Here is a 19,720-nt window from a genome sequence, read left to right on the forward strand (position 1 = left end):
CGGCTCGTCTTGTTTGGGGAGGCATCTAACCGCATCTCGGTTGCGGTTCCAACCGATCCTTACGCGGCGAGCCCTTCGGCCGCCTTGCCCGATGCCGTCCTTTCCGCCGTCCGCAAGTCCCGCGCCAGCACATAGCCGCCGCGGTTCTCCTTGGCGCGGTAGAGGGCCCGGTCGGAGCGCGACAGCAGCGCTTCTGCGGTTCGGCCGTCGTCCGGCGCGACGGCAACGCCGACGCTCACGCCGAGCTCGATGATCTGCCCGTCGACGTCATACGCCGCACTGATCGACTGCACGATGCGCTGGGCCATCGGCTCCGCGTCGCGCGCGGCGCGCTGCACCAGAACGAATTCGTCACCGCCCATCCGGACCACGAGATCGTCAGCCGTAGTGAGCGCCTTGATCCGCCCGGCGACCTGCTTCAGCAGCGCGTCGCCGACGGGATGGCCGAACCGGTCGTTGGCTTCCTTGAAGCGATCGAGATCGAGCGTGTGGACGGCAACCATCCCGGCTGCGAGCATCGCGGGCAAATCCGTCGTCAGCACGGAGCGATTGGACACGCCGGTCATCGGATCGATGCGCGACAGCTGCTCGAACTGCCGCTTGAGCGTGATCTGGTTGATCGAGGCATTGAAGCTCAGCCGCACCATCTCGAAGCTCGCGACCACATACATCAGGATGAGGAGCCCGAGCCCGACATGGCGCAGATCAGGCTGCATGAAGGTGACGATCGCGGCAGGCCCGGCGATGGCGACGAGATCGAGCAGCGCCGCGACGGGGCGCAGCGCCAGCCGCGCCACCACGCCGGCGCCAAAGCCGAATCCGATGCCGATCGCCATCACGGAGCAGAGCGCGTCACCCAGCACGATGCTGCGCGCGGCAAATACGCCAAGCACCAAGGCCGTGACGACGGTGCCCGCAACATAACGCCGCTCCCAGAGCACGGCCTCGGCCCGGCCGAGCTGCTGCGGACGCGCAAGACGACGTCGGAATGCGAAAATTTCAAACAGGCGGACAATGGCCACCACGACCCCGGCAACCGTCAGCGCGGCCGTCACCGTGTCGCCGGTCTCGTAGGTCGTGATCGCACCGACCATCGCCTGGCAGGCGGCCGCGAGAACGGTCGGCATCGTCGTGCCGTGGAGGCCCGTGATCACTTCCATATAGACGGCGTCTGAAATCGACGCCCGTCCGGATTCCATTCTGTTGAAGAACATGCCAGCCCCATCCGCTGGCACCTTCTTACCGCAAACCCGTAAAAATGGGTTGCAAGTGCAAGACCCGCATTTGATCGCGCGAATTTACCGCGCGTTAGCCATGTGACGCCCGGAGTATGGCTAGTGCATCCCCAGCACCCGCGGCAGCCACAGCGTCAGATCGGGCCAGTAGGTCACGATGACGAGGAAGCCGAGCATGGTGAGCAGCCACGGCATCACCGCGACCGCCAGATCGGTGATCCGCATTCGCGCTATCATCGACGCCACATAGAGGTTCAATCCCACAGGCGGATGGCAGAGGCCGACCTCCATGTTGACGTCCATGACGATGCCGAAATGCACAAGGTCGATGCCGAGCTTCTTGGCCGCCGGCGCCAAGATCGGGGCCATGATCAGGATGATCGAGTTCGGCTCCATGAAGTTGCCGGCGAGCAGCAGCAGCACGTTGACGACCAGCAGGAAGCCGACCCAGCCGAGGTTCTGCGCCGCGATCCAGTCGGCGAGCGTCGCCGGCAGGTTCTCGTTGGAGAGCACGAAGGAGAACAGCACCGCATTGGTGACGATGTAGAGCAGCATCGCGCTGGTGTTGGCAGCGCGCAGCAGCACCCGCGGCACGTCTACAAACTTGATCGCCTTGTAGACGAACACGGCGATGACGAAGGAGTAGACCGCGGCCATCGCGGCGGCCTCGGTGGCGGTGAATAGGCCGCTATAGATACCGCCGATGATGATGACGACCAGCATCAGGCCCCAGATGCTCTCGCGGAAGGCGTGAATCGTCTCGCCCCAGGTCGCTTTCGCCATCCGCGGATAGTCGCGGTTGCGTGCCAGCCACCAGGTGACGATGCAGAGCATGGTTGTCAGCAGCATGCCGGGCAGCAGGCCGGCGACGGACGCACCCCGATCGAGGTATTGAGTAGACCGCGTAGACGATTGCGGAGATGACGGCAGCATCAATATGCCGAGCGAGCCCGCAACCGTGATGATGCCGGCGCCCGAACCGCATGGGATAGCCGTGGCGGACCATCTCGGGCAGCACGATAGCGCCGAATCGCCGCCACTGTGGCCACGCTCGAGCCGCAGACCAGCGCGAACATGGCGCAGGCGACGACCGCGAGGCCGAGGCCGCCGTGCCAATGCCCAATCAGCGAGGTCGCGAAATTGATCATGCGCGCGCTACGCCACCATGGGTGAGGAAATTGCAGGCGAGGAATAACAGGGATCGCCATGATCTCGAAGCCCTCAAATGCGTAAAGAGCTTCATCGAGACCGCCTCGATGCGCACCGTAAGTAGCGTGAACAGGAACGTCATGGCGGTGACCGAGCGCGATCGAGACCGGGGAATTGTCGGTCAGCATCAGCGCAATGGCGGCGCGAAAACGGTGAAGGCGCGCGGCCAATCAGGGCGTGCGACAACGCGACAAGGCGCATCGCGAAGATCAGGATGCGCGCCAGGATGATGCCAAGCGGCGAGACTTTTCGCGCGGCGGCTTTCGTCGCGGGCGCCTGGCTGCGGGTGCGGCGCGGCAGCGTCGGCCTCGACGCCCTCGACATGGGTCTCGTCATGATGCGGCAGCTCGCCAGTCCCAGTGAGTGAGAGCCACAAAACCTGGAGGGAGACGAAGCACATCAACCCGGAGCCGAGCGGGATCGCCAGATAGACGAACCACATCGGCGCTTCCAGGTCGTTGGACTGCTGGCCTGTCTTTGACATTCTCCACGAGGAAAAGAAGGCAGCGATGGTGCAACAGCACAGAGCAGCGAGAACAGGATGACATGCTTGCGCGAATGTTCAGGCAGGCGATTGGGCCGTCGACGCCGACAGTGGATGCCTGTGCGCACGCGGTAAGGCTCACAAAGCTCGCCGTGCAGATAATGCAGAGTTCCTGCGCCCAGGACAGATCCAGCTCGGACGGGAAGGTAAACACCGCCATGGACAGCGACGCGAGCCAGGTCAGCCCGTGCGCGGCGGCCCATCAGCGACACGATGGTCCTTCGCCGGCGCCGTAGCGGTGCGGCGCCGCGATGAAGATCAGGCCTGCGGCTCAATGAGCGTCGCGATCAACCATTCCTCGAGATGATTGAGTCACAATTTAGCGCGCCATGGTCATATATCAGACCGAAACGGCCGGGAGTGCGTACGGCTTCCGACCGTTCTTGTTGTTTTTCGGAAAGCGGCCGTCCGATTCATCTTGACGTCGAGTTCCTTGGCGACGAGATCGAGCACTTTACCCAGACCAGCCCTTCATGTATAAGTCGGCCGCATGGCTTCCTGCATGCCTTGCGATCGGCGTCGGTCAGATAATGCAGCGTGGGCTTGCCTGCCTTCTTGATCTGGGCAAGCGCAGTTGCTGGTTCTCCTGATGCGCGATCAAATTGGTGTAGTCGGTCGCGTCCACCATCGCCTTCTCGAGCTGCGTGCGGATGTCCGGCGGCAGGCCGGACCAGAATTTCGAGTTGACGATCACGGCATATTGCAGATGCGCATGATAGGACACGGTGATGTCCTTCTGCACCTCGTAGAATTTCTGCGTCAGATAGTTCGACGCCGTGTTCTCGCAGCCATCGACCACGCCGGTCTGGAGCGCCTGGTAGACTTCCGAGAACGCCATTATCTGCGGGATCGAACCCATCAAGCGGAAATACTGGTCGGCGATCTTCGATCCGGAGATGCGGAATTTCAGGCCTTTGAAATCCTCCGGCTTCGTCAGCGGACGATTCGAAGACACCATGTGAAAGCCGTTGTCCCAATAAGCGAGCCCGGTGATGCCCTTGGCTTCCAGCTTCTGGAACAGCCATTTGCCGACCGTTCCCTTCATCGCGTTGGAATAAGTCTCGTCGTCCTTGAACAGCCAGGGCAGGTCGAGCGCCTCGAACTCCCTGATGCCGAGCGGCGCGAACTTTGCGGTCGAGGGCGCGAGCATCTGCACCGATCCGAGCTGGAGCGCCTCGATCTCCTCCTTGTCCTTGTACAGCGAGGAGTTCGGATAGATTTCGATCTTGACCTTGCCGTCGGTGTACTTCTCGGCGAGCTCCTTGAATTTCAGCGCGCCCTTGCCCTTCGGGGTGTCGTTGGCGACGACGTGGCTGAACTTGATGACGATCGGACTCTGGGCCTGGACGGCAGCCGGGACCACGAAAATAGCAGCGGCCGCGACTGCAAGAAGCAGCTTGCGCATGAATTAACCTCCCAACAACCTCTAAAACCGGGTTCTTTTTTTGTTTTCCGATTTCAGTAGTGGCAGCAATCCACCACCCGAACAACTAGACCTAAGCCCAATTTGCCGCAGCCAAGCTATCTTGACGGCTGTTGCATACGCAACCCGGCGCCCGCTCCTTCCTAAGGAAGCGAGCGCTTATGTCGCATCGCGGTCGTGCCATTAACCTTTGCGCTGGGCGACCATGAAGAGACGCCGGAACGGGAACAGCGTTTGCCCCGCGGCATTCTTCGGATAGGCCTTTGCGACCCGCATCCCATAGGCCGCCTCGAACGCGGCTTTCTCGTCGCCCTGCAACACGTCGAGATAGCGCGTCAGCCAGGTACCCTTGGTCCATTCCTTCACGGGGTTCTCGCCTTCGAGCACCTGGAGATATTCGGTCTCCCAGATGTCGATGTTTTGCGACAGCGGCGCGAGCACATCGTGATAGAAGGCCGGCCCCTCGACCGGCGGCGGCGTGACGAGATGCTCGACCTTGGACCGCCAGGGGCCGTTCAGGGCGGTCTCGCCGATCAGCACATGCGAAGGGGCCAGGAAGTTGCGCGGCATCTGCACCGCGAGCATGCCGCCGGGCGCGACCTTCTCCATCACCGAGGGAAACAGTGCCGTATGATTGGGCAGCCAGTGCAGTGCGGCATTGGAATAGATCAAATCGTATTGCTGGGCCGGGCGCCAATGGCCGAGGTCTTCATGTGACCATTGCACCTCCGGCGCCGCCTTCCGCCCCGCAGCCACCATCTCGGCCGAGCCCTCGACGCCGGTCACGGCCGCGTTCGGCCAGCGTTCCTTGATCAACTTCGTCACGTTGCCGGCGCCTGCCCCGAGGTCGGCGATCTGACGCGGCGCGAAATCCGGAATTCGCATCAACAGGTCGACCGCGGGCCGGAGCCGGTGGCCGGAGAATTTCAGATATTGCTGCGGATCCCAGACCATCGCTGACGCCTTTTCTTTTTCGTGTTTCCTTCGCTGTCCCTCTTGGTTACCACTGCTCGTCCCGGTCGGGCAAATCACGCTGACAGGGACAGGGCAGGAAACGAACAGCAAAAAGCAACAAGAGAGCGTGTGACCATGGACCTCGGGCTTAAATCGAAAACCGCTGTCGTCACCGGAGCCAGCATCGGTATCGGCCACGCCATCGCCAAGGGCCTCGCTGCCGAAGGCGTGCGCGTGGTGGGCGTGGCGCGGCGGACCGATCTTCTCGCAGAACTGGTGAAGGAGGTCGGCGGCGGCCTGATCACGCCGTTCGAGCAGGACGTGATGGCGAAGGACGCAGCGGAGAACATCGCTGCCTTCGCGCTGAAGCAGCTCGGCCATGTCGACATCCTCATCAACAATGCCGGCGGCAGCCGTCCCCTGCCGGTCGATGCGCCCGACAACAAATGGGACGAGGCGATCGCGCTGAATTTCACCAGCTACCGCCGCATCGCGCACGCGCTGCTGCCGCAGATGATCGAACGCAAATGGGGCCGTATCGTCAACATCACCGGCAAGTCTGAGCCGGAAGGCCTCAACGCCGCGTTCGCCGCGAAGGCCGCCGTGCACGCCTGGGCCAAGGGCCTGTCGCGCGAGATCGGCGAGCACGGCATCACCATCAACTGCATCCCGCCCGGCCGCATCATGAGCGAGCAGATCCGTCGCAACTATCCGCCGGAGTACCGTGAGCGCTTCGCGGAGGAAGAGATTCCCGTCGGCTATTGGGGCGAGCCGGAGGACCTGGCCGCGCTCGCGGTGTTTCTGGCCTCGCCGGTGGCGCGATACATCACGGGCACGGTGATCCCGGTGGATGGCGGCTTGCGGCGGTATCAGTTTTAGGGTGTGGACTGCGCGGGCAAGCAAGTCATGAGGTCACTTATGCGAAGGACGCGGCGGCAAATGCGTCGCCGCGTTGTAGTCGCAATTCTTTAGTGTGTTACCTGCTCGAGATGCTGACGCAGCCCGGCGTTGATCTGATCGATAGCCGCTTCAGTCGAGGGGACCTGGCGCAGCGCGTTCAGCAGCACGAAATCGTGAATGGTGCCGTTGTAGCGAACCGCATCGACCGTGACGCCCGCCTCTTTCATCTTTCGCGCATATGCCTCGCCCTCGTCGCGCAGTGGACAGTTCTCCGCGGTAATGACGAGTGCCGGCGGCAGACCTTTCAGCTCGCTGGTGCTGGCCCGGAGCGGCGACACATAGGGATTGTCGCGGGTCTTCGCGTCGGGTGCGTAGAGATCCCACCCGTATTTCATGAACGCACGCGTCAGGAAGCGATCGGTCCCATAGGCGTGGTAGGACTCCGTATCTACGCTGGCATCGGTCGCCGGAATCAGCAGTACCTGGTAGCTGATCTTGGGTCCGTTGCGGTCCTTGGCCATCAGAGCGAGCGCAGCGGTCATGTTGCCGCCGACCGAATTTCCGGCAATTGCGATACGGGTGCCGGCTGCACCAAACTCGTGGGCGTACTCCGCGACCCACTTCAAGGCTGCATAGCTTTCCTCGAGCTGGGTCGGAAATTTTGCTTGCGGCAAGGGCGTGTATTCGACGAACACGCCGATCTGTCCGGAGCCGACGACGAGATCGCGCAGCAGGCGCTGATGGTTCTGGAAATTGCCGACGAGCCAGACGCCGCCATGGATGAAGAACAGTACTCCCGGATTGCCGCTGACCTGCAAGGGCTTCATGATGTACAGCTTCACCGCACGGCCATCCTGGCTGATCGTCCGTTCGGTCGTCGTGACGCCGGACATGTCGACGGTCGTCTGGGACTGGAGTTCGGAGAGAATCTCCTGCGGCTTAGGCTGAGGCAGCTGCCAGAAGGGGCTGCTGTCCTTGTTGATCTTGGCGAGAAACGCCCGAACCTGGGGATCGATCCGCGGATCGGTGGCCGCGTCGGGCACTGCGGCGACAGCTGCGTGTGTCATGATACTTGCTCCAAGAGTGAATGCGGCAATGCTTTGAATGAGCTTCATCCGGATTGGTCCTCGCTTGCGCTATCGCGCGTGGGCACTTGCGGCCGCGCACGACGACACGCGTCGGTCGCTGCAAGTGCGCGCTTCACTCTAGGCGTGCTAGCTATTGCCGCTCCTACAAAAGTTCCATAGTTTGCAAATCGCTGGAATTTCGCCGCCGCGCCGACTGGCTTGGCCTCGGCGACTTGGCATCGAAACAGGACCTGGCATCGAAACAGGATGGTTGGAGCGATCAGATGGAGCGTCGGCGCTCTGGTCCGGATGTGGACAACCTCACCTCATCCACGAGCTCACGCGCTGAAAACATCGTTCAGCCGGAGCTGGATTGGCGATCTCCGCCGCCAACCTTCACGCTGATCAGCGGTCGCCCCCTGCGGATCGCGATATCGCGATGGCGGGTACGGAGGCGGGAGCGAGTTGAGGTTGCATCGGATACAGACGATGATTGCCACGTCCTCTCGATCGCCCTTCGGAGAACGAGAAAGGAGCTTTTCATCGGTGGAAAGTCCGTTTGGCTGGGCGGCGTCCGGGATGAGATGTTGCTGACCGGACCGAAGCGAGGGGTTTGGAGGGCAACCGTCGAGGGAGGCTGTGATTTCCTGCGGGTTTTCCTGCCGCAAACGCTGATCGCGGAATGTTACGCTGAAGCCTTTGGCGGCGGCCCTTCGGACACTATTTCGATGTTCGGAGTTCTTCCGGTCACGGATTTGCGCCTGCGGCAATTGGGTCAGACCTTCAAGGCGCTTGACGGCTACGACCCGATTGCGGGCCCTTGTTTTGCAGATTCGCTTGGTCTGGCCGTTGGATTGCGCCTGGTTGAACTCGCCTGTGGCGCAGAGGAAGCTTTAGCAAATGGTAAACTTGCACGCCCTCAAATAACCCGCGTCGTAAGCTATATCGAGGACAATCTCGCGCAAGCGCTTTGCTTGCTGGAGCTGAGCGAAGTGGCGGGTCTGAGCAGAGTTCAATTCGTGAGGCAATTTAAGCAGGCGACTGGTCAACCGCCTCATGCGTATATACTGCAGCGGCGGATTGAACGGGCCAAGGCACTCCTGAAAAATTCCGATTCAACGATTGTCGGCGTCGCCCTGGATCTTGGATTCTGCAATCAGAACCACTTTGCCAGGGTTTTCAGCAAGACTGTGGGTATGACACCTGGCCGCTGGCGAAGCTTGCAATCTTAGCACCGGGGCACCGAAATTTCCGACTCGGGCCTACAAGCGATTATTCCTTCGCCACCGTGACGGCGGCTCACCGACCACCTTTCTAAATGCGTTGGCGAAATGCGCTTTGTTCTTGAAGCCGACCGCCCAAGCGACATCGGCTACGGAAATGGTCAGATCGTTCAGGAGGGTCTGGGCTCGCTCGATCTTTCGATGCAGGACGTAGGCATACGGAGCTTGACCCGTCGCGGCACGAAATTGAGCCGCGAAATGCATGCGGCTCAGTCCCGCGATTTCACTCAGCTCGGCGAGATAGATTGGGTGAAATAGATTCTCTTCTATAAAATCCCGGACCCGTCGGAGCTTCCATGTCGGCAAGGGGCTTACCCTTGGATTGATACGAGGTGTCCGGGGCGAGTAGAGGCGAAGAAGGTGGCTTGTTAAGGCGAGACCCACGCTGTCAACAAAACACGGGCCCAGAAACCCGCCGTCTTCATCGACACTGGCCAGCACCTGCGTCAGATTATCCAGAATTCGATCTTCGACAAAGTGCGCATCGAAGAGAGCCAGGGTCGAAATGGGCGATCTTCTAAAAATCGTTTCGAAACATTCGTTGAGGATATCCTGCGAGAAGTACACTCTGAAGAACTCGAACGACTCGTGGTAGATCGATTGACGCCGCACTGAAGTCGGACCTTGCAACAGCACACGGCCCGTCTTGACGACGCCGTTGGTGACAGCGCGATGGCCGATCGAGAATCGAACGTCCGCTTGCTTGAGCGAATACGTGATGAAATGCGCGTCGGAGGCTTCGTCGGCGCTCATCTCGAATGGAGCATCCGTTACTTCCTGCCCCCACCGCGCCAAACCAATTCGTGCGACGCGATCACCCGGCTTGATGGGCCTGGGAGGTGGGGTCTGCCATCTGGTCTCTCTGCTGATCAGCTGGCTCGCGGCCGCCTGCATTCTATCCGATCCTCAAACCACCGGCGTGAGAGAACAATAGGGGCCGCCATCCATCACGCAGCCAAATTGCCCCTCGATCTTGAATGATTTATGCGAAGTGGTAGCAGCCGACAATGGCCCGCCATTGAACGGGTCGTGCATTTTGATAAATCACCCGGTCATGATCTCTATCGACTGTCTCCCTGATCAACGAAGCCGCTCCACTCCTGTCTAATCACGTTGCGATAGATTCCCGGAGGTAGCGCTTCTTCTTTCGCGGTGTTGTTTGATTCCAGGAACATCCCAAACAAGGGCAAGCACACCTTGACGAAGTAGCTTGCAGCGTCATCAGGCGTTCGAACTCCGGCCGCTTGCGCATCACGCGCGTGCGACCGAACACATGTTCTGAGGCGGGAGACGGATGATTGCTCCCCTTGAGGCGTCTCAGCGGATGCCGCAAACGGCAACGTCAGAAGCAATGGTACAATTGCGGCGCTCAACGGGCGCTCCTATTGTCGAAACAAGGCTTGCGATAGTGGCCAATCTTGAGGCCGTTATCGGTTACCACGGAGCGACGCACGCACCACATATGAACAGGGCTAGCCGCTTGGAGAAAATGCAATGCGCTTTGTCTTGGGATTATGCCTTGTGATCACGTTGTGTGCGTCTGCGAACGCTGCCCCAAGGGGGCATCACACGTCGCGACAAGCCATCACTCGTTCCAGCCAGACTGTCACTCCGAGCTACATCACTCCGGGCGGTGTGCGGATCTATCGCGACGATTCCGTTCAGGGAGGTTTTCGGACCGACCACGACGATCCTCCGGCCTACAATGATCCATCCAGGCTTGGCGGCGGCTAATTTACGGCACTCAATCAGCCCGCAGGATGGGCAGAGCGCAGAGAAACCCATCGACAGTCAAACGTGAAGCGTGACCCTACGACGCTGGTTGAACGCCCACTCCACCCGTTCACAACCCTGTTATTGCGACCCATCGCGCTCATCGCCTTGGCTGGGCGTCTTGCGCTTATTGTTATATCCTTGAGGGAGCAACTGCTCGGTCGACGGGAGGAACTGACATGACCACCTTGGTACTCAACCGCCGCAACCTCCTCGCCGCTGGCGGCGCCGTCGTGACAACCGGGGTTTTGGCAACCGGGGTTTCCGGGCTGCTGTTGCCCGCCCGCGCGGAAGGCCTCGCACCGACGGATTCGATGTCGGGCGGGTCGAACAACTACCGCAAGGGCGCGCCGATCGTGGATCGGATCGGCAAGGGCGGCTTCTGGATGAGTGGCACTGTGCGCCGCGCAGGCGACGGGGCTCCGCTTGCCGGCCAGCGCATCCAGATCTGGGCGCACACCACCGAAGGGCAGGAGCACGAGCCGCAGAGCCATGGCGCCACGCTCACCGACAAGGACGGGGCGTTCCGTCTCGAGATGCCGCAGATCATTCCCATCTTCGGCCAACCGCATGGTCACCTCGCCTATGACAGTGATGAATTCAAAACCGTCTTTCTGCGGCCGGTGATGCGGAGCGCAAGGGAAACCAGCCTGGAGGCGCACTTCGTCCTTCAGCCGGCGTGACCGGGTCGGGATCAAAGGCGGGATCAAAGGGATGAGATTGGCCCGGGCAACCCTGATCTGGGCCGCCCTTGCAGCCGTCATTTGCGTGCCGATCGCCGCTGCAGCGGCAAGCCCGCTGCTCGCATGGCGCGGCCCGGTCTACATCCTGGCCGGATTCGCAGGGATTATCGCACTCGGCATCATGCTGTTGCAGCCCCTGCTGATTGGCGGTTACTTGCCGGGACTGTCGGGCCGTATGGGACGGCGTGCCCATCGCTGGATTGGCGGCACGCTGGTCGTGGCGGTAGTGATCCACGTCGCCGGCCTCTGGATCACCAGTCCGCCGGACATGATTGACGCCCTTCTCTTCTCATCGCCGACGCCGTTTTCCCCCTTTGGTGTGGTCGCCATGTGGGCAATTCTCGCCGTCGCACTCTTGGCTGCATTCCGCCGGCGATTGCGACCGCGAACGTGGCGCATCGCTCATACGTCCCTCGCGGTGGTCATCATCGCAGGGAGTGTGGTCCACGCCATGCTGGTCGAGGGGGCGATGGAGACGGTGTCGAAGGCGGCCCTTTGCGCACTGGTCCTCGGCGCGGCCATAAAGGTCATGGCTGAGCTACGGGTCTGGCGAAAGCGGCCCCCCAGTTCGGCGAGCTCCGCGATCTTCTGACTACCTTTTTTTCTCGGTTCCTTCCCGGCTGTCGAGCACGGGTTGATCTGTACGACAGCGGCTTTGAGTCGTGCTGTTGTCCACGAATACGCATGATCGACGGGGCCGTTCGCCGCTCATACAGCTTCTTCGAACGCTACTGCTGAATTGCGCGCGAAATCGAGAAAGAACTCCTGCATGTCCTGATCCGCCTTGGTCCGCGCTGCGGCCACTGCATCCGGACCAAGGGCCGATCCTTCAACGGAGAAAAACGTCAGATCATGCAGCCCGATGGTACCGAGGATGGCTTTTAGATACGGCGTGAGAAAATCAGGCTGATGCGTGCGCTCGCCGGAAAATCTTCCGCCCGAGGACACCGCGACAAAAACCGGACGGTCGCGCAACGCGCCTAGCTTTCCCTGGGCAGTCACGCTGAACGTTCGACGGACTCGAACGACGTGGTCTATCCAGGCCTTGAGAGCGACGGGTACGGTGAAGTTATGCATTGGAGTTGCGATGACCACGAAATCCGCGCTCTCCAGCTCCTGGATCAGATCTTCCGACCGGGACATCGAACCTTCGGCCAACAGTTCCGCGAACGATCGCTCCGTCCCACCGAGAGCAGTTGCGTAACTTTCGTCGAGGTTGGCGACGGCGCCGCCGATCGGTCGAACGATGACCGTTGCCGTGGGCTCTCTATCCAGCAAGTAGCCGAGGATTTTCTGGGATAGCCTGTAACTTTCCGAGGCCTGACCGCGGGGGCTGCAAATCAAATGTAGTATTTTCATCATCCGCTTTCCAATCGCTGCCGTCTGAACTCTGATCATCAACGATAAGCAATCGCGGCCTGCATCAAAGGACCATGAATGAGCTTTGTGACTGGTCCATGATTTGCCGCGCGCAAGCTCGACCATTGCAGCCCGCGAGAAGTGGAGACCGGTCCGAACTGTTATGGCATAGTGGGTTTTCTTCATCGAAAGATCGGATCGGGCCATGCCTGCCGTGAAGCCGGAAAAAATCCCGCCGCTTGATCCAACGGCAGCCGCACCGTTCTACCGGCAGATCTACGATCGGGTTCGCGACGCTATCGCCAGTGGAATGTTGAAGCCTGGTGACCGCATTCCCTCGGCAAGGGCGCTGACCAAGGAATTGGGGCTGGCAAGAGGAACCATCGAAACGGCTTATTCCTTGCTGGCCGCCGAGGGGTATATCGAGGCGCACGGGCAGGCCGGGACGATTGTAAGCCCGAACCTCACGCCGCGAATGTCCATTGCCGACCCGACGCCGCTGCCGGATCCCCGGATGGACGCAGTCAGTTTTCGTCCGGACTCCATCCTGCCATTCCAGATGGGCTTGCCTGCCCTGGATGCGTTTCCCCGCAAGATTTGGGCGCGTCTTGGCGCGCGCACTGCGCGAGCCATGCAGCCTTCCGACATGATCCATCCTCCCGTGTACGGCTTGCCTTCGCTGCGTGCTGAAATCGCGAGATATCTCCAGGTGTCGCGTGGGATCAACTGCTCCCCGTCCCAGGTGTTCGTTACCTCGGGATATCGCCAAACCGTGGAGCTGATCGGTCATGCCCTGCTGAAGTCGGGTGATCGCGTCTGGCTTGAAGACCCCGGATATCCGCCCACGCGAGAAATATTCGAGTATATGCATATCGACGGCGTCTCGGTCCCGGTCGACGGGGAAGGCATGGTTGTTTCCGACGCCGCCAAACTCGCACCCCGGGCGCGTGCAGCAGTGGTCACGCCTGCGCATCAGAGCCCGCTCTGCATGTCCTTGTCGTTGCCGCGGCGTCTGGCCCTGTTGGACTGGGCCGCGCGAAACAAGACATGGATCATCGAAGACGATTACGATGGCGAATATCGCTACATCAGCCGCCCACTCCCTGCGTTAAAGAGCCTCGATCGTGACGGGCGGGTGCTCTATGCCGGTACGTTCAGCAAGGTGCTCTTTCCGGGAATGCGGCTTGCCTATCTCGTGGTGCCGGAAGCGCAGGTCGAGCGGTTTGAGCAGGTCACCGAAAGCCTTTCGCCGGGCTGTCCCGGGCTTACGCAGACCATCGTCACCGCATTCATCGCCGAAGGACATTTTGCGCGCCATATCCAGCGGATGCGGAAGCTCTATGCCGAGCGCCGAGAGGCGACCGCGGCGGGCCTGGAAAGCGTGCTGGGAAAATATGTACGAATAGATTTACAGCCGGGGGGCATGCACCTGATCTTGCGTCTTCGAGGCAACCGTTCAGACCGCCGGCTCGTCGCAAGCATGCGGGAACAAAATCTTTACGCGGAGGCACTCACGGATTGGACGAGTCGCACTGATGGAGCGTCCGCCCTTCTTTTAAATTTCACAAATGTTGATTCCCGGCGCACCGCCGAAAATTTCGGACGGCGTATTTTGAGACTGATGTGACGGCAGCTTGAGAGGGCATCGCCGGAGCCCGAGAATCATGGCCCAGCACCGAATGCCGATCATGGACCTTCTTGAATAGGCCAAGATGCGAGACGATGGAATCCTTCAACCAGATGAGGATTCAGTCATGAACAAGCGAATTGATTACGCCAAGGCATCACCGGAAGGCTTCAAGGCTTTCGGAGGCGTCTACGTCTACCTTCAAAAGAGCGGCCTTTCGAAGCAACTGGTCGATCTCGTGTATCTGCGGGTTTCGCAGATCAACGGCTGTGCCTACTGCATCGACATGCACTCCCGCGACCTGCTCAAGTCCGGCATCGCCGTTGACAAGCTGGTGCTGGTGCCTGTGTGGCGCGACGCGGGGGAAGTCTTCAATGCGCGCGAACGCTCTGCGCTGGCCTGGGCAGAAACCGTGACGCGGGTGGCCGAAACCGGCGTTCCCGATGCCGACTACGAGGCCGCGGCGAGCGAATTCAGCGACAAGGAGCTTGCTGACCTCACCTATGCCATCGGTTTGATGAACGCGTTCAATCGATTTGGAATTTCGTTCCGCTCGATTCCCACCGCCGCCGGCAAGGCTTGAGGCACCCGTCAGCAACCGTGTCGCGCATGGACATTCGTCCATGCGCATCCTGCCCCTCACGAGCGCTGCCCGGCCGAAGTGTCCGGCGGCCAGCGAATGGATTGACCCACATGGAATGGATGATATTGGCCTCCGCCGGCTTTCTCGAGATCGGCTTCGCCTTCGGTATGAAGTGGTCCGCGGGTTTCACGCGGCTGATACCCGCGCTATTTACGGTCGGCACCGGCTTGTCGAGCGTCTTTCTTCTCTCGCTGGCGCTCCGCACGCTTCCTGTAGGAACGGGGTACGCGGTCTGGACCGGCATCGGCGCCGCGGGGACTGCCATTCTGGGTATCGCAGTGCTGGGCGACTCCGCGTCGCCGGCGCGGTTGCTTTGCATTGTTTTGATTGTGGCAGGCGTGATCGGACTAAAGCTTGTCTCGGCAAACTGAGCGTGCGGCTCAAGGCGTTTCGGTGGTGTCCACTATCTTGCGGGGCCAAAAGGCGACGCAAATGGAATCGTGGGCATTGGCTCAGGAAAGCCGTGTTGACACATTGATCCTCCGCCACGGACTTGTGCAATGTGTTACCATGGGCGCGAATGATTGCGGCTAGGGGTCCCAGGCCATGGTCCCTACAACCCACTACGCCAAAAGCGGCGACGTCCACATCGCATATCAAGTCGTTGGTGAAGGGCCCGTCGACCTGGTGCTTATTCATGGCTGGATTTCCCATCTTGAGTATCAGTGGGAAGATCCAGCATTGGCTCGGTTTCTCAATCGCCTGGCCTCCTTCAGTCGCCTGATCGTTTTTGACAAGCGCGGCACGGGTCTGTCGGACCGCGTTGCGGAGAGCGCTTTGCCGACCCTCGAACAGCGGATGGACGATATCCGCACGGTCATGGATGCCGTAGGTTCAAGTCGCGCCGTCATCTTCGGCGTCTCGGAGGGCGGGCCGCTTTCGACGTTATTTGCCGCGACCTATCCCGCACGAACCGCCGCGCTGATCATGTATGGCGCTTACGCAAAGTATATTCGCGCCGACGACTATCCGTGGGCGCCCACACGCGAGCAGCACGAAGCAGCTTTCATTGCTTACGAAAGGCATTGGGGAACGCCGATCGGCCTTAAGATCCTCGCCCCCAGTTCCGCTGATGACGAGCGGGTGCGTCAGTGGTGGGCGCACTACATGCGGGTGTCCGCCAGCCCTGGCGCCGGCGTCACACTCTATCGGATGAATGTCGAGGTCGACATCCGCGCCATCCTTCCGACGATCAGGGTGCCAACCTTGATTCTTCACAGGAGTGGCGATCGATTGGTGTCCTCCCAAGGTGCTCGCTACATGGCCGGGCAGATCCCGGACGCAAAGTTCGTCGAGTTTCCCGGCGATGATCACATTCTCTGGATCGGCAACACCGATCCGCTGCTGGCGGAGATCCAGGAGTTTCTGACGGGCAAACCTCCCATACTGGAGGCGGACCGCGTTCTTGCGACCGTCCTCTTCATCGACATTGTCCAGTCGACCCAGCGTGCGACGGCGATCGGAGACTCGCGTTGGCGCGACTTGGTCAACAACTATCAGCAGCACGTTGGCAAGGAGGTCGCCCGTCTCGGCGGCCGGGTCGTGAACACCGCGGGGGATGGTGTTTTTGCAACCTTTGCCGGACCAGCGCGCGCGATTGAATGCGCCCGCGCAGTCAGGGACGTAGTTGCCACTTTGGGATTGGCGATCCGCTGCGGTATTCACACTGGTGAGTGCGTAATTGAAGGCGACGACCTGGCAGGTATCGCTGTACACATCGGTGCCCGCGTAGCCGCTCGCGCCGAGCCGGGGGAGATTCTTCTCTCGAGCACCGTGAAGGACCTGATCGCCGGATCGAAAGTGGAATGTTCGGATCGAGGTTCGCATATCCTCAAGGGCGTCCCCGGCCGGTGGCGGCTTTTCGCCGTCAAAGATTCCTGATGCCGATCAGCCTGCGACAGCTTGCCGTTTTCGCGCTGCTGTTGGGAGCGGACCGCATGGCTCGTCTGGTCGAGTTGGCCGAGGGCCTGAAGGCGACATTTGCGAACATCGCTCGCGGGGCCAACGCCGGGGCCGCGTTCACATAAAGTTGCAGCTGTGATGGGGTGGCGTGACGAGAGACATCGTTCAACGACGAAAAATCGGCGCATTCCAATCTCCAACAATCACGAGCCATGCTGCAGCTACACCGCGGACTGCAGATGAACGAAACCCATTGCTTATGGAAGCACCACAGGCCCTGCCCTTGCCGATTCATCACAGGAGACGCGCACCATGAACGTTTGGGATCGGAAATCGCCAGGGCGTCACGCCTGCTCTACCTGTTGCGACCCGTCCTGGTCGCGGCGCGGCTTTCTCGCGGGAGTCGGTGCACTTGGCCTCGCCTCGGCCATCCCGACCGTTGCGGTGCACGGACAGACCAAGCCGGCGCTGATCGATACCCACCTTCATTTCTATCCGCCCGAATATCAAAAGCTCTGGCTCGGCTACGAGGACGCACACAAGCAGCCGCACTTTCCCGGTCAGGTTGCCTGGACCCGCGAGAAGCTCGTCGAGGACATGGACCGCAACGGCATACGTACCGGAATCCTGTCGGTCGCCTCCACGCCAGGCGCGTGGTTCGACCTCGGGCCGGCGGAAGCTGGCCGGCTTGCGCGCGTCTGCAACGAATATGCAGCGGACATGATGCGCGACCATCCGGGCCGTTTCGGCCTGTTCGCGACCTTGTCGATGCTGGATATCGATGCGACGCTCAAGGAGATCGACTATGCGTTCGACGTGCTGAAGGCGGACGGGATCGGGCTGCAAAGCAGCTACGGCGACAAATGGCTCGGCCATGCCGCCTACAGGCCGGTGCTCGAAGAGCTCAACCGTCGCAAGGCGGTCGTTTACGTGCATCCGCTGGTCGCGAGTTGCTGTAGTGCGCTCAGCGTCGGCACGTTTCCGGCGGTGATCGAAGTGCCGCACGACACCACACGTGCGGTCACGAGCCTGCTGCTCAGCGGCTCATTTGCCCACCACCGCGACATCAAATGGCTGTTCTCGCACGCCGGCGGCACGATACCGATGATGGCCGGGCGGATCAATTCGTTCTATGGGGCGCGGCCCGACCTGAAGGAGTTTGCGCCGGAGGGGATCGAAGGCGAGCTACGCCGGCTTCACTACGACACCGCGAATGCGACTTTCGCGCCGTCCATGGCCGCGCTGCTCAAGCTCGTACCCGCCTCCCAGATCACCTACGGCACCGACTATCCGTATTTCGGCTCTGACCAGTTCGCGCAGTTGCAGAAGCTTGGCCTCTCGACAACGGATCTCGATGCGATTGGCCACGAGAATGCGGCACGTCTCGTGCCCCGGCTGCAGGCTTAGCCCGCAGGATGGGTAGAGCGCAGCGAAACCCACCCTACGAGCTCTGACATCCGACGCCACCAAGACTATAATGGACCCCGGTCAGCCACCTCTTGGCATCGATCTGGCTTCTTCCATCTTGCAAAAGGATAGCCCATGGCCCAGTTGTATTTTGAAGACGCGGAAATCGGGACCACCTGCAAGGCTGGTCCGTGTCTGGTCTCAAAGGAAGAGATTATTCAGTTCGCCAAACAATACGACCCGGTACCTCGCCACATCGACGAGGCGGCTGCGGCACTTTCCATTTTTGGAGGAATAACAGCATCGGGCGCCCACACTTTCGCAGTGTTCATCTCGCTTACGCCGAAGCTCCAGCCACGATTCCATGTCCTCACCGCAATGGGTTTCGATGAGCTACGCCTACCAAACCCGATACGCCCCGGAGATGAGCTCAATCTCGAAACGATTGTCCTGGAGAAGCGGGAGTCGAAGTCGAACTCCGAGCGGGGCATCGTGCGCAACCAGATCCGCTTGCGCAATCAAAGAGACGAAATCGTCTTGCAGTGTATCAGCAACATTCTTGTTGCGAGGCGACCAGGTCCATGACGACCAACCGTCGTCGCCATTGACGGCACTTGCTTCCCCGCCAGAACACCGGCTATCCAGGAGAAGCTCTCAGCTCCGAATATCGTGTCGCTGCGCGCCGAGGCCAGTGATGCCGCATTCCAGCACGTCCCCGATCGCCATGAATCGGTTTTTGCCGAAACCGACTCCGGGCGGCGTACCCGTCGCGATGACGTCGCCGGGAAGCAATGTCATATGCGATGAGAAATAAGCCACCATTTCGTGGACGCCGAACAGCATGTCACTTGTGTTGCCTTGCTGTTCAAATCGGCCATTCAGTTTGGTCCAGACATCGAGCTTCATGGCATCTATGCCGGTCGTGAGATACGGGCCGATGGGACTGTAGGTCGGCCGCGACTTGGCGCGGACCAAATGTTGCTGGCCCTCCTTGTCGACTTGCGTCGCACGGTCGGAAATATCGTTGATGCAGACATAACCGAAGATATGGTCCGCCGCTTCGGCTGCGGAAATGTTCGTGGTCTCGCGACCGAGGACGATTGCAAGTTCCGTTTCCCAATCCAGCTTCACCCCGTCATCACCGCCTCGAGAGATCGGGTCGAACGGTCCGGTCAGGGAGGTCATCGCCTTCAGGAACACCTCTGGCTCCGTGGGCGGCTTCATCTTGAATTCTTCAATGTGCTTTTTATAGTTGAAGCCCGTTGCTGCAATCTGACGAACGCCGTCGATGGGCGCGAGGTAGGTGAAATCGCCGCCGATCGGGGAAAGGCGCGACGTATCGACATCGATCAACGCGCCGCCGGCGATGCTGTCCGCACTGATGTCGGACACGATCGGACGCAGGTCAAGGTGCTCCGTCCCTTTCAGGATCACGGGAACGGCGCCCTTATCCGTATGTAAACGCGCGAACTGCTGCATCGCCTGCTCCACACATTCGTGACATCAAGGACCGCGCTTCGAGATCACCGATCAGTTGAAGGAAATCCAAGTGCCACTTGCCGCTCAGGTGACATATGCATCCCGGCCTTCGTTGTGAAAGTGTCCGTTGACCGGCGCCGGCATTTCATATTGCCCCGAAAAGAAACGCCTT

19 protein-coding genes and 1 pseudogene are annotated in these 19,720 nt (G+C 60.6%); 11 read left to right on the plus strand and 9 right to left on the minus strand.

Features of this window, described 5'->3' with window-relative positions; genetic code table 11:
- Window positions 1–59 precede the first annotated feature (59 nt).
- From ACPPVR_RS31265 to ACPPVR_RS31285, 5 genes and pseudogenes are all read right to left on the minus strand, one after another.
- Window positions 60–1,214 carry a diguanylate cyclase domain-containing protein gene (locus ACPPVR_RS31265; protein WP_426610386.1) on the minus strand — a complete coding sequence of 385 codons (1,155 nt, stop codon included), beginning with the start codon at window positions 1,212–1,214 and terminating at the stop codon, window positions 60–62.
- Between the two features lie 120 nt (window positions 1,215–1,334).
- A pseudogene (locus ACPPVR_RS31270) lies at window positions 1,335–2,572 on the minus strand (TRAP transporter large permease).
- A complete protein-coding gene (locus tag ACPPVR_RS31275; protein WP_426610387.1) occupies window positions 2,572–2,928 on the minus strand; it encodes a TRAP transporter small permease in 357 nt (118 codons plus the stop codon). Before ACPPVR_RS31275 ends, ACPPVR_RS31270 begins: the two are co-directional and overlap by 1 nt.
- Before the next feature lie 583 nt (window positions 2,929–3,511).
- A complete protein-coding gene (locus tag ACPPVR_RS31280) occupies window positions 3,512–4,393 on the minus strand; it encodes a DctP family TRAP transporter solute-binding subunit (protein WP_426610388.1) in 882 nt (293 codons plus the stop codon).
- 201 nt (window positions 4,394–4,594) lie between these two features.
- Window positions 4,595–5,365 carry a methyltransferase domain-containing protein gene (locus tag ACPPVR_RS31285; protein ID WP_426610389.1) on the minus strand — a complete coding sequence of 257 codons (771 nt, stop codon included), beginning with the start codon at window positions 5,363–5,365 and terminating at the stop codon, window positions 4,595–4,597.
- 135 nt (window positions 5,366–5,500) lie between these two features.
- On the opposite strand from ACPPVR_RS31285, the gene ACPPVR_RS31290 reads away from it, so the two are divergent.
- Window positions 5,501–6,244 carry an SDR family NAD(P)-dependent oxidoreductase gene (locus ACPPVR_RS31290; RefSeq protein WP_426610390.1) on the plus strand — a complete coding sequence of 248 codons (744 nt, stop codon included), beginning with the start codon at window positions 5,501–5,503 and terminating at the stop codon, window positions 6,242–6,244.
- A gap of 89 nt (window positions 6,245–6,333) precedes the next feature.
- Here the strand turns inward: ACPPVR_RS31290 and ACPPVR_RS31295 are convergent, their stop codons facing one another.
- The gene (locus tag ACPPVR_RS31295) at window positions 6,334–7,332 is read right to left on the minus strand and encodes an alpha/beta hydrolase (protein WP_426610391.1); all 999 of its coding nucleotides are present in this window, start codon (window positions 7,330–7,332) and stop codon (window positions 6,334–6,336) included.
- 284 nt (window positions 7,333–7,616) lie between these two features.
- On the opposite strand from ACPPVR_RS31295, the gene ACPPVR_RS31300 reads away from it, so the two are divergent.
- A complete protein-coding gene (locus ACPPVR_RS31300; protein ID WP_426610392.1) occupies window positions 7,617–8,564 on the plus strand; it encodes a helix-turn-helix domain-containing protein in 948 nt (315 codons plus the stop codon).
- Between the two features lie 30 nt (window positions 8,565–8,594).
- On the opposite strand, the gene ACPPVR_RS31305 is transcribed toward ACPPVR_RS31300, so the two are convergent.
- Window positions 8,595–9,509 (minus strand): helix-turn-helix domain-containing protein, encoded by a 915-nt coding sequence (locus ACPPVR_RS31305; RefSeq protein WP_426610393.1) that lies wholly within the window; start codon window positions 9,507–9,509, stop codon window positions 8,595–8,597.
- A 1,058-nt stretch (window positions 9,510–10,567) separates the two neighbouring features.
- Here ACPPVR_RS31305 and ACPPVR_RS31310 point away from each other — a divergent pair.
- The gene (locus ACPPVR_RS31310) at window positions 10,568–11,071 is read left to right on the plus strand and encodes a Twin-arginine translocation pathway signal (protein ID WP_426610394.1); all 504 of its coding nucleotides are present in this window, start codon (window positions 10,568–10,570) and stop codon (window positions 11,069–11,071) included.
- 31 nt (window positions 11,072–11,102) lie between these two features.
- Entirely contained in the window at window positions 11,103–11,723 is a 621-nt protein-coding gene (locus tag ACPPVR_RS31315; RefSeq protein WP_426610395.1) for a ferric reductase-like transmembrane domain-containing protein, read from the plus strand.
- Between the two features lie 116 nt (window positions 11,724–11,839).
- Here ACPPVR_RS31315 and ACPPVR_RS31320 read toward each other — a convergent pair whose 3' ends face one another.
- Entirely contained in the window at window positions 11,840–12,676 is an 837-nt protein-coding gene (locus ACPPVR_RS31320) for an FMN-dependent NADH-azoreductase (RefSeq protein ID WP_426610396.1), read from the minus strand.
- Window positions 12,677–12,695: 19 nt separating this feature from the next.
- Between ACPPVR_RS31320 and ACPPVR_RS31325 the strand changes: the two genes are divergently transcribed.
- The 7 genes from ACPPVR_RS31325 to ACPPVR_RS31355 all read left to right on the plus strand — a co-directional run bounded on the left by ACPPVR_RS31325 (window position 12,696) and on the right by ACPPVR_RS31355 (window position 18,654).
- Window positions 12,696–14,117, plus strand: coding sequence for a PLP-dependent aminotransferase family protein (locus ACPPVR_RS31325; RefSeq protein WP_426610397.1), 1,422 nt, complete (start codon window positions 12,696–12,698; stop codon window positions 14,115–14,117).
- A 127-nt stretch (window positions 14,118–14,244) separates the two neighbouring features.
- A complete protein-coding gene (locus tag ACPPVR_RS31330; protein ID WP_426610398.1) occupies window positions 14,245–14,700 on the plus strand; it encodes a carboxymuconolactone decarboxylase family protein in 456 nt (151 codons plus the stop codon).
- A gap of 110 nt (window positions 14,701–14,810) precedes the next feature.
- Complete coding sequence (locus ACPPVR_RS31335) at window positions 14,811–15,131, plus strand: DMT family transporter (RefSeq protein ID WP_426610399.1); 321 nt, start codon at window positions 14,811–14,813, stop codon at window positions 15,129–15,131.
- Window positions 15,132–15,306: 175 nt separating this feature from the next.
- Window positions 15,307–16,641: an adenylate/guanylate cyclase domain-containing protein gene (locus ACPPVR_RS31340; RefSeq protein WP_426610400.1), complete on the plus strand. Its 1,335-nt coding sequence runs from the start codon at window positions 15,307–15,309 to the stop codon at window positions 16,639–16,641.
- Complete coding sequence (locus ACPPVR_RS31345) at window positions 16,641–16,787, plus strand: hypothetical protein (RefSeq protein ID WP_426610401.1); 147 nt, start codon at window positions 16,641–16,643, stop codon at window positions 16,785–16,787. Before ACPPVR_RS31340 ends, ACPPVR_RS31345 begins: the two co-directional genes overlap by 1 nt.
- Window positions 16,788–16,974: 187 nt before the next feature.
- Entirely contained in the window at window positions 16,975–18,069 is a 1,095-nt protein-coding gene (locus ACPPVR_RS31350; RefSeq protein WP_426610402.1) for an amidohydrolase family protein, read from the plus strand.
- Between the two features lie 135 nt (window positions 18,070–18,204).
- Entirely contained in the window at window positions 18,205–18,654 is a 450-nt protein-coding gene (locus ACPPVR_RS31355) for a MaoC/PaaZ C-terminal domain-containing protein (RefSeq protein WP_426610403.1), read from the plus strand.
- Window positions 18,655–18,723: 69 nt separating this feature from the next.
- Here ACPPVR_RS31355 and ACPPVR_RS31360 read toward each other — a convergent pair whose 3' ends face one another.
- The gene (locus ACPPVR_RS31360) at window positions 18,724–19,548 is read right to left on the minus strand and encodes a fumarylacetoacetate hydrolase family protein (RefSeq protein ID WP_426610404.1); all 825 of its coding nucleotides are present in this window, start codon (window positions 19,546–19,548) and stop codon (window positions 18,724–18,726) included.
- Window positions 19,549–19,720 lie beyond the last annotated feature (172 nt).

Origin of the sequence: Bradyrhizobium sp. McL0616 (genome assembly GCF_049993385.1) — a bacterium.
Lineage (GTDB): Bacteria > Pseudomonadota > Alphaproteobacteria > Rhizobiales > Xanthobacteraceae > Bradyrhizobium.